This is a genomic window from Palaeococcus sp. (in: euryarchaeotes) (assembly GCF_053987695.1).
This window is the reverse complement of the sequence record NZ_JBMXHE010000026.1, coordinates 1-9,341: the sequence shown is the minus strand read 5'-3', so window position 1 is coordinate 9,341 and position 9,341 is coordinate 1. Positions and strand designations below refer to the sequence as shown.

The following is a 9,341-nucleotide window of genomic DNA, read 5'->3' as shown; positions in this document are numbered from 1 at the left end:
ACGTGACATTGTACATTTGAAAACGAGTCATCCTCTCAATTACCCATTCTGGTGCCGCAACAAAACCCAAACGCCAGCCAGTCATTGCAAAAGTTTTTGAAAAACCGTTTATTGTTATCACCCTATCAAACATTCCGTTAAGAGAAGCAATACTGTGGTTCTTGACCCCATCATACACGAAATACTCGTAAACCTCATCACTGAACACTATCAAATCATGCTCCACGGCAAAATCCGCAATTTCCTCAAGATCTTTTTTTGTTAGAACGGCTCCAGTAGGATTATTCGGGCTGTTTATGATGAGAGCGCGCGTTTTCTCAGTAACATGCTCCTCAAGATCATCCACGCTTAACCGGAATTCATTCTCCTCGTGGGTGGGCACTTCAACGGGTTTTCCCCCCGCGAGAATTACTGAGGGAGCATAACTAACAAACGCGGGCGAAGGTATGAGAACTTCCTCACCATCCTTTAAAAATGTCGCAAAACCCATTAAAAGCCCTTGATTCGCTCCAACAGTTATCATGATTTGACTCTTTGGATCAACTTCAATACCATTATCTTTCTTCAGTTTTTCCGCTATTGCTTCTCTAAGCTCCCTAATCCCGGCATTAGGACCATAATGCGTCAACCCCTCGTCCAACGCTTCTTTAGCGTACTCCTTAATGTGCTCAGGAGTGTCAAAGTCGGGTTCTCCAATTCCCAGTGAAATCACCCCCTCAACACCCTGAGCCAAATCAAAAAGCTTCCTAATTCCAGAAACACTCACTAGCTCTAACCTATCACTCAACGCCATCCATAACACCTCCTAGTTGCTCCAAAAAAATTAAAATCAAGAGCTAGCTTCCGCTTTTGAAAGCCTGTAGAGACCCCATGCTAAAGGTCCATAGATTATTAATATAACAAACAATCCTACTATGTAAGCTGTGCCCATCTTATCACCCCAGTATGAATTGGGAAATGTATATTACGATTATCACTATTGGATACACGTACTTAACCCACGGTTGCCATATTGCTGGAAATTCTATCAGAGCGCCTTTTCTAAGTTCCTCGTATGCCTTGTCCACTCCAAACTTAATCAATGCCAGTGCCGCAATTAATGCTCCCAAGGGTCCTAAATAAACTGTTGAAATGTTTATTATCCAATCAAAGTACGTGGGATTTATAGCACCAGGGGCTCCTACCACAAAGGCTAAGAGACCAAAGAGAATTGTAGCAGTTTTTCTGCTCATGTTAAGGTGTGTAGTTGCAGCTTGTACATTAGTCTCAAGCATTGCGATCGTTGAAGAAAATGCAGCGAAAAGTATCAACAGGAAGAATATTGCTGCAAAGATTATCCCTCCGGGCATTTTTTGGAATACTACCGGTAGGGTCACAAAAACCAATCCAGGTCCTGCTGTAGGTTTAAGCCCAAATGCAAATACTGCCGGGAAGATTGCGAATCCTGCAGTTACAGCGACTGCAGTGTCTCCAAATGCTGTAACTATAGCGGATAGGGGTATATCTTGGTCCTTTTTTATGTAACTGCCATAAACTACATTCGACATTCCCAAACAGCTCAGTGAGAAAAACATCTGCGAGAGTGCTATCATCCACGTTTTTCCACTTAGGATTTTGCTCCAATCTGGCAAGAGGTAGAACTCAAGACCCGCATAGGAGTTTGGCAAAGTAATGCTCCTTATTGCGAGTATAATTATCATCACAAATAGTAGTGGCATCATGATCTTACATGCCCTTTCAATACCTTTCTGAACCCCAATTATTACTATTCCTATCGTTATAGCTATAGCAATGAACTGCCACACTACAGCTTCTGTACTAAAAGAGATACTACCGAAGAAAGAACCGGGATCTACACTAAGTAACTTTCCTGTCAATGCTGTAACAAAATATTTAAGTGCCCATCCGACTACAACAGAGTAAAATGCAAATATCATCAACATCATTGCATTTACGAAAATTCCTAGGTATTTTCCCCCCGGTAAAGTTTTGCCGTATGCTTCTATTGGCCCTCCCACTGCTCTTCCAAGGGTAAACTCTACGGTTAGTGCTACAACTCCAACAAGGAAAAGCAAGATTAAATACGGTATTAAGAATGCTGCCCCACCATAGAGTCCAGCTCTCATTGGGAACATCCAAATGTTCCCTAAACCTACAGCACTTCCGATAGCTGCTGCAACAAAACCTACTCTACTCCCCCAAGTCTCTTTAGACAAGGATACCACCTCCAACCACTGCTTCTTATATGTTAAAAAATATAAAGTTTTCGTTTTATATAACTCAATTAATACGTAAACTTTAATCAAAGCAATCTTTGAAGATTTTACGTTTATCTAAAAAAACTCTAAACAAAATTAGACACATCTTCAAAAAAGTGTACCCAATGAGTGATGATGAGATAGTATCAGTTAATAATCGATGTACTTATTCGCATCAGATGAAAAAGCTGGTTTTAGGATCATGAGGGGGTTAATGTTCTCACACCGACATTTAAAACAATAAACCACAAACAAAAAATGATTAGAAACTATAAACATGTCATAATAAAAAGGGATCAGGCAAAGAAGAGTATAACAGCTTCCCCAACGACCGCCGTCTCAACTTCCTCTCCTTCGCTGAAAACTGTCTTTCTTATGACAACTTCGTCCTTCCCCAGCGTTATTCTTTGCCCATCTATTTCAAACTCAATCTTCCCCTTTTCCTTCAAAGCTATTGAAACTTCACCTGCATTTTCCATGAGATACTTTGAGATTTTTGGAACGAGCTTTCCGTATTTGGGACCCACGAGTTTAAAGTTGGGCTTTATCTCAGTTATCCTCTCTTCCAGCTCGGGTTCTCCTTTGATTATCTCAAGTTTCTCTATGTTCATGGTTCCGGCTATATCCTTCTCTATCGATTTGAACGTGTCGTAGGAATCAGTTGCATAGATTGCAACATGCTTGAGCTTTGTATTTAACGAGAGTCCATGTGAGTTCTTGTAGCGACGCATGATGCCCACGACTTCACTTGCAAGTTCCCCAAGTTTCTCCGCTTCCTCATCTATGCGTTCTTCCGTGTATTTGGGCCATTCAAGGAGATGCACACTCTTTGCACCAATTTTTGGTTTAAATATATCCTGATAGATCTCCTCAGCTATGTGAGGAGCGAGAGGTGCGAGTAGGAGGAGTATGTTGTAAAGGAGCTCGTGCAGAGCCACCTTAGCTTTGAGCCTGCTCCCCTCGTCGTCGCCGTAGAGGCGGTACTTAATCATCTCTATGTAGTCATCCGCCACCTCGTGCCATACAAAGTTCATGAGCTCCCTCGTAAAGAGGTTAAAGCGGTAGCTGTCCATTTCCCCCGTTGCAAACCTGATGAGGCGATGAAGCCTCGAGAGTATCCATCTATCGATCGGCTCAAGATCGATCTCCTTGTGCTTTTCATAGTCGAAGTCCTTGATATGACGTTCAGCAAATCTGAATATATTCCAGAGTTTCTGGAGGAAGCGGTAGTTATAGTCAACTGTCTCCCACTTGAATGGGTGATCTTCTCCGGGAGGAGCCAAAGCAGTCCAAATCCTTACCGCATCGGCTCCATACCTTGGAATGACCTCTTCGGGAGTTATAACATTTCCAAGGCTCTTGCTCATTTTTCTACCATCAGGCCCTGCCACCATACCGTTTATCATTATGTCCTCCCACGGCTTCTGCCCCGTAAGCACATAACTTCTGAATATTGTGTAGAATGCCCAGGTTCTTATGATTTCGTGTCCCTGCGGCCTGAGTGCGGTTGGGAAGTTAATCTTAAACCATCTCTCGTCCTTTCCCCATTTCGTTATTGCGAGGGGACTTACGGAAGAGTCGACCCAGCAGTCGAGGACATCCTTGGCTCCCTCGAGGTTTGTGCTCCCGCATTTGGGACATCTCTCCACGGGGGGCTTATCAAACCTTGGATCAACGGGTAAATCTTCCTCCCTTGCGGGAATTATTTCACCACAATCCCTGCAGACCCAGAAAGGAATGGGGGTTCCAAAGACGCGCTGTCTGCTTATAACCCAATCCCAGTCCATCGATTCGGCCCAATCTTTGAGCCTGAGGAACATGTCCTCTGGATACCAGTTTATCTGCTCCGCTACCTTTATTATCTCATCCGTGAAGTCCTTGACCTTTATAAACCACTGCTTCTTGGGTAACAGCTCAATTGGAGCTTTGCATGAACTTCTCTCTGTGTGCCTCAGCACGCGGTGGTGAACTTTCTTCTTTTGATATAAGAAGCCAAGCTTTTCGAGATCCTCTGCTATCTTTTCTCTAGCATCCTCAGCCTTGAGTCCTTTGTATTTACCCGCATTTTCATTTAGAGTACCATCTTCATCAATTGCAATAATAACCGGGAGATTATAGCGCTTCTGCCAAACTACGTCCTGTTCATCACCATACGTACAGTTGTAGACGGCACCCGTACCAAACTCGGGATCCACATCTTCATCCGCTATAATTGGAACTTCCCTCTCAAATATCGGGAGCCTCACCTTCTTGCCGACCTTATCCTTGTAGCGCTCATCATCGGGGTGAACGAAAACCGCAACACATGCGGGCATGAGCTCCGGTCTTGTCGTGGCTATTGGAATGTAATCATCCTCTCCGGCTATGGGGAGCTTTATGTAGTAGAGGTAGCCATCCTCCTCGACGTAGCCAACTTCCGCCTTTGCCAAAGATGTTCTGCACCTTGGGCACCAGTAGACGGGGTGCTTGTCCTGATAGAGCATTCCCTTCTTGTAGAACTCGAGGAGGGATTTTTGAACCAGCGCCTTGTACTCATCGTCCATTGTGTGATATTCGAGCTCCCAGTCTGCCGAGTAGCCTATCCGGATGAACTGATTCCTCATTGCCTCAATGGCTTCCCAAGTCCACTCTATGCACTTCTTTAGAAACCTCTCCGGTTCATCCTTGCTTATGCCAAACTCCTTCTCAACTTTGAGCTCCGTTGGAAGACCGTGATTGTCAAAACCCTGGGGGAAGAGGACGTTATAGCCCCTCATCCTTTTGTATCTTGCCACTATATCAATCCATGTGTGACTCAAAACGTGCCCCAAGTGAAGAGTTCCGGATGTAAAAGGCGGTGGGGTGTCTATTGAATAGGGGGGCCTCTTCTCATCAAGCTCATACTTATAAATCTTCTCATCCAGCCAGAATTTTTGCCATTTAGGCTCAATCTCCTTTGGATCGTAAGTTTTCTGCATGCCATCACCTCAATTATTTGGAGTTTATGATGCAGGTCTTAAAAAGTCTACCAAACTTAGCATTATAATTTTTTCCCCTTGCCTCCCGGTTGAAAGAGTTAAATACATCAAAACCAAATAGATATTTGGTGGCGTATATGAAGAAAGGCGGCATGTTGATATCTCTGATATTAATGCTATCCCTGCTCGGGCCAAGCACCATTAAAGGGGCCGTATTCATACAGAACCCCGGACCTCCGATAGTGGTGCTTGGAAATCCCTACCCGAAATATCTTTCGGTGGCACCCAATGAAACGTTTTCGGCATATTTCTATGTGGTCGAGGATCTGGACATTGCTGAGATGAAGGGATACTATCGGGTTAACGGTGGAGAATGGATAAATAGAAAGATCCTGCAGGCAACGGTAAACGAAAATCCCGACGTATACAATTCTCTATTCGGCAGGTTTACTACAGGAAACATAACGCTTAGAACATTCTTTGGAAAAATTACAATACCCCCTCAACCGGCGGGCTCAAAGGTGGAGTTTAAAATAGTTGTGAAGGACGTTGAAGGGCATGTAACGGAGAGCCAGCATGGCATTTACTTCACGTCGAATCCCGAGGGTAAAAAGGTTCTCATAGTGGATCCAAACGTAAAGACGAGAACCAATCTTTTGAACCTCAATAACATCTCGGAAATGCTCAACCTGACAAAGGAGCACTATCCCTATGACATGAGTGATCTCGAAAAAATTGTGGAAGACCTAAAACCCATGGAAAACTATAGCCTTCTTTTTCCGGAGCATCACTGGGAACTCCTGGGAGAAAAATACAATATAGGTATCGTGGGGCCCGACGAACTCGAGGATGCCCTCAAAGATTTCAAGCCAAAGGTCGTGATACTCTCGAACCTCTGGCTCAAAGAGTGGGAACTCTCTCAAGAGAGCATTAAGAGCCTCCTGGATTACTTGAGAGAGAACAATGGAGGCTTGATAGTAACCCACGGCACCCTCTACGACGGGATGGCAAGCATGGATGGTAGTTTAAGGCTCGTTGGAACGAGACATATAGGGAATTTTGATAACTTCGATGAGAGTCTGGCATCAGCCCTTGGACTCTACATGCTGCCCGTACTCGAAGAGGCTAAAAATGAAGCCCTGAAGGAGGGAATGCTTTCAATAGCCGGAATCCCATCCATACAGTCCTTTGTAACATCAAAAGGCAAACTCGGAATGAAGGACATAAGAATCATAAGCAGCCAGTCAGAACTGGATTATTCGAATAAAGGAGTTTATACAGATTTTGGATGGCAATATCTCCTCCCAGAGAAGAGCTTGAGCTTTGCCGAGCCAAGGATCAGGAGCTCAAAGGACAGCACGAAGGAAAGCCTCTCAATGCTGTCCTCCCTCCACAAAGCAAAATTTGGAGGGTCTACATATCAAAAGAGCATATATGCGCTGGACTTTCCGCTAATCGATGCAGTTCAAAAGTCGAATGTTATGGATGATAAGATGGTTATCCCCGTGGGCACGGATGAGGTTGAGCTTTCCGGAACTCAGGATGTGATTGAAAAGGTGAGGCTTCTAAAGGCAATAAACAAGAACCTCGTAGAGATAAGCGCCCTCTCGGATGACTATATGCTCTCAATAATAACGAAGGATGAGAAGGCCAGAGGGGATGGAATAAGGAGCGCCTATGTGTCATTTAACATTGAAGCCGGGGGAGAAAAGGAGTTCAATGTCCTAAGCGATCTGGTGGAGTGGACATCGAACTTCAAGGCGATCCAGACCTTCGCTCCGATTGTTCAGGTTACGCTGCTTTCAAATGATATAGACTGGGCAATAAAAGGAACGGAGCTCAAGGGAAAGCTCGAATCCATGGGAGCGATGGTTACAAGGGTGAGTGCCAGTGAGTTTGGAAGTTACAAAAACTCGAAGCTCATCGTGATTCTTGGAGGCCCCAAGGCTTACGATGGTGTGGGCGACTACGTAAAGCAGGTTTTAAGCGAGGAAGAACAGCAAAAGATAATAAACGGAGAGCAGGGCATATTCATCAAGCGCGATGTATGGAGGAACGGCCAGATAGTAATAGTGATTGCAGGACAGGGAAGAACGGAGACTGGAATGAAAGTTTCCACGTATGAAAAGGGCATTGACGAAGGGTATATGGACTACTTAGCCGACTTCATGGTCGGCTGATTTTATATTTCGATCCCTTAACATTATTTTCGTTTTTAGATGGTAAAATTTATAAAGTTGTAACGTTAGGTTTATTTGGTGATTCTTTTGAGAAAAATCATGGGAATATTCATATCAGTTTTAATATTCGGATTGATAGTAAACCCGGCACTTGCCTCAGGAGAAGTAACGCAAGGGAGAGGGCAGCAACAGAGAACAGCAGAGGTATATCATGTCATAGTAAAAGGGGTTCCCTTTGCTGTTTTTGCACTCCCGGGGGAAGATGGAAAAGTGCCGACCAAAGAAGAGGTTATTGCAATGCTCGAAAGCCATCTCAATGGGAGTTCTCTTAGTGGATACTATGTCTCCACGTTGGAACTGAACGGCTACTCGAGCTCTGAACTTTTCATACACACTCCTCTGAGAGCTCCCATAATGCCCCAGTTTGCTTTGCCCCCTTTGCTGGTAGAAATTCCCGCGATTATTGTTGGAGGCACTACACTTATCCTTATTGGAGTACCGGCTCTAATTGCCCTCGTGCTGATAATAGAGTACGGAGACGACATTGAGGACAAGGTTAAAAATGAATACGAGAAAATTAGAAACACAAAATATAGCATTGAAATTAGAGAAGCCAGCAACACTTTTAGAAAGGGATCCTTCAAATCTACTGGAAGAATAACTCTCAGTGCAAGTGTCATTGAGTATCTCCTTGAGAACTCCACAATACCCTCTCTCGAGCCCGCAATAACCACTCTAAAGAAGGGACACTTTGTTCATTTTATTGACCATATGCTTCCTGCTATAGCGGGAGAACTTGTGGCTGTACAGGTTATACAGGAGAAGTATGGGGGGCAAATTCGTGAGATTAGCAAAAATGGGAAAGCTGGACCGGACTTCAGAGTTAGACTACCGTCAAAAGAAGTTCATGGGAAGCCAAAGGTAAGTGGTGGAGGAGCCCCAATGGACAGCTTAAGAGGGGTTACTGCCAAATACAAAAATACACCCCTGAGAAGAAAGGCTATGTTTCGGTTCTTGTAGTGATAGAAAGCTGGAAAAAAGTCGCCAAAGGCGAGGAACCAAGCGTCATCTTCATAGAATGGTACAACAGAGCTGGACTGGTGGGCTGCAATAAGTATTGAGGTGGTTTAGATGGAGGATTTCAAATCTCTCGCGGATGAGCTCTTGAAAGCCGCCGTTGAACTGTCCCTGAAAGTTAAGGGTAACGAACCCTATACCAGAGAAGACCTCGAGGATTTGGAGCATTTCATCAACACCACCGCCCTTTACTATTTTTCCGTTGGCGAATACGAAAGGGTATTGGAGTGCAGCAGGCTTTACAGTGAAGTTGAAAAGCACCTTAGAAAGCTGGACAGTGATATTCCAGCTTTTTTAAAGAAATTCCTTGCGTATGAGAGGTTTAAGCGTGCAAAATATCTGGCGGAGGTGTCAAGACTTATCCTTGCTGGAAAGCCCATTCCGTGGAAGCTTATGAAGCACTTCCAGAAGGTCGTTGGAACCGCCGAGTCTAAAGACACCGAGTTTAGAGCGTTCCTCCTTGCCACGAGGAGAGTTCTGGACTACCAGCTTGGCTTTGGACGGGTGAACTGCAGGCTTGAGAGCCTTATACATCCCTACCTCCTTGAATTCGGGATTGTAAAAGACGTTGAAGGATTTCATGTGGTGAAGGGCAGGAACTGCTACGTTGGAAAATTCAAAGGGGTTCTTGATATCCGGGGAATGGACCGGGTAACATGGTCTAATCATCTCGAGCTGTGGCTGAAAACCGAAAAAAGCAGATTCAACATAAGTTATGACCCGAACACCAAAATTGGACTCTTTACTGGAAAGGGAGACATTGAAGAGCTAAAGAAGAGAATACTACCGTTGGATGATGAGAAAGCAAAAGCTCTTCTATCATTGCTTCCCCGTAGGGCATACCTTCCCCCATACTTCGTAGGCACTTT

General features: G+C 44.4%; 6 protein-coding genes. 3 read left to right on the top strand and 3 right to left on the bottom strand.

The window, feature by feature from the left end:
- The 3 genes from ACXJGZ_RS02155 to ACXJGZ_RS02145 all read right to left on the bottom strand — a co-directional run.
- On the bottom strand, positions 1–793 hold a 793-nt coding region (locus ACXJGZ_RS02155), incomplete at its 3' end, for a pyridoxal phosphate-dependent aminotransferase (protein ID WP_456398193.1).
- Between the two features lie 142 nt (positions 794–935).
- The gene (locus ACXJGZ_RS02150) at positions 936–2,225 is read right to left on the bottom strand and encodes a sodium-dependent transporter (RefSeq protein WP_456321659.1); all 1,290 of its coding nucleotides are present in this window, start codon (positions 2,223–2,225) and stop codon (positions 936–938) included.
- A 329-nt stretch (positions 2,226–2,554) separates the two neighbouring features.
- The gene (locus tag ACXJGZ_RS02145; RefSeq protein WP_456398191.1) at positions 2,555–5,215 is read right to left on the bottom strand and encodes a valine--tRNA ligase; all 2,661 of its coding nucleotides are present in this window, start codon (positions 5,213–5,215) and stop codon (positions 2,555–2,557) included.
- Between the two features lie 128 nt (positions 5,216–5,343).
- On the opposite strand from ACXJGZ_RS02145, the gene ACXJGZ_RS02140 reads away from it, so the two are divergent.
- The 3 genes from ACXJGZ_RS02140 to ACXJGZ_RS02130 all read left to right on the top strand — a co-directional run.
- The gene (locus tag ACXJGZ_RS02140; protein ID WP_456398189.1) at positions 5,344–7,395 is read left to right on the top strand and encodes a hypothetical protein; all 2,052 of its coding nucleotides are present in this window, start codon (positions 5,344–5,346) and stop codon (positions 7,393–7,395) included.
- A 78-nt stretch (positions 7,396–7,473) separates the two neighbouring features.
- Positions 7,474–8,415, top strand: a complete 942-nt coding sequence (locus tag ACXJGZ_RS02135) for a hypothetical protein (protein ID WP_456398187.1) — start codon at positions 7,474–7,476, stop codon at positions 8,413–8,415.
- 111 nt (positions 8,416–8,526) lie between these two features.
- On the top strand, positions 8,527–9,341 hold an 815-nt coding region (locus ACXJGZ_RS02130; protein WP_456398185.1), incomplete at its 3' end, for a hypothetical protein.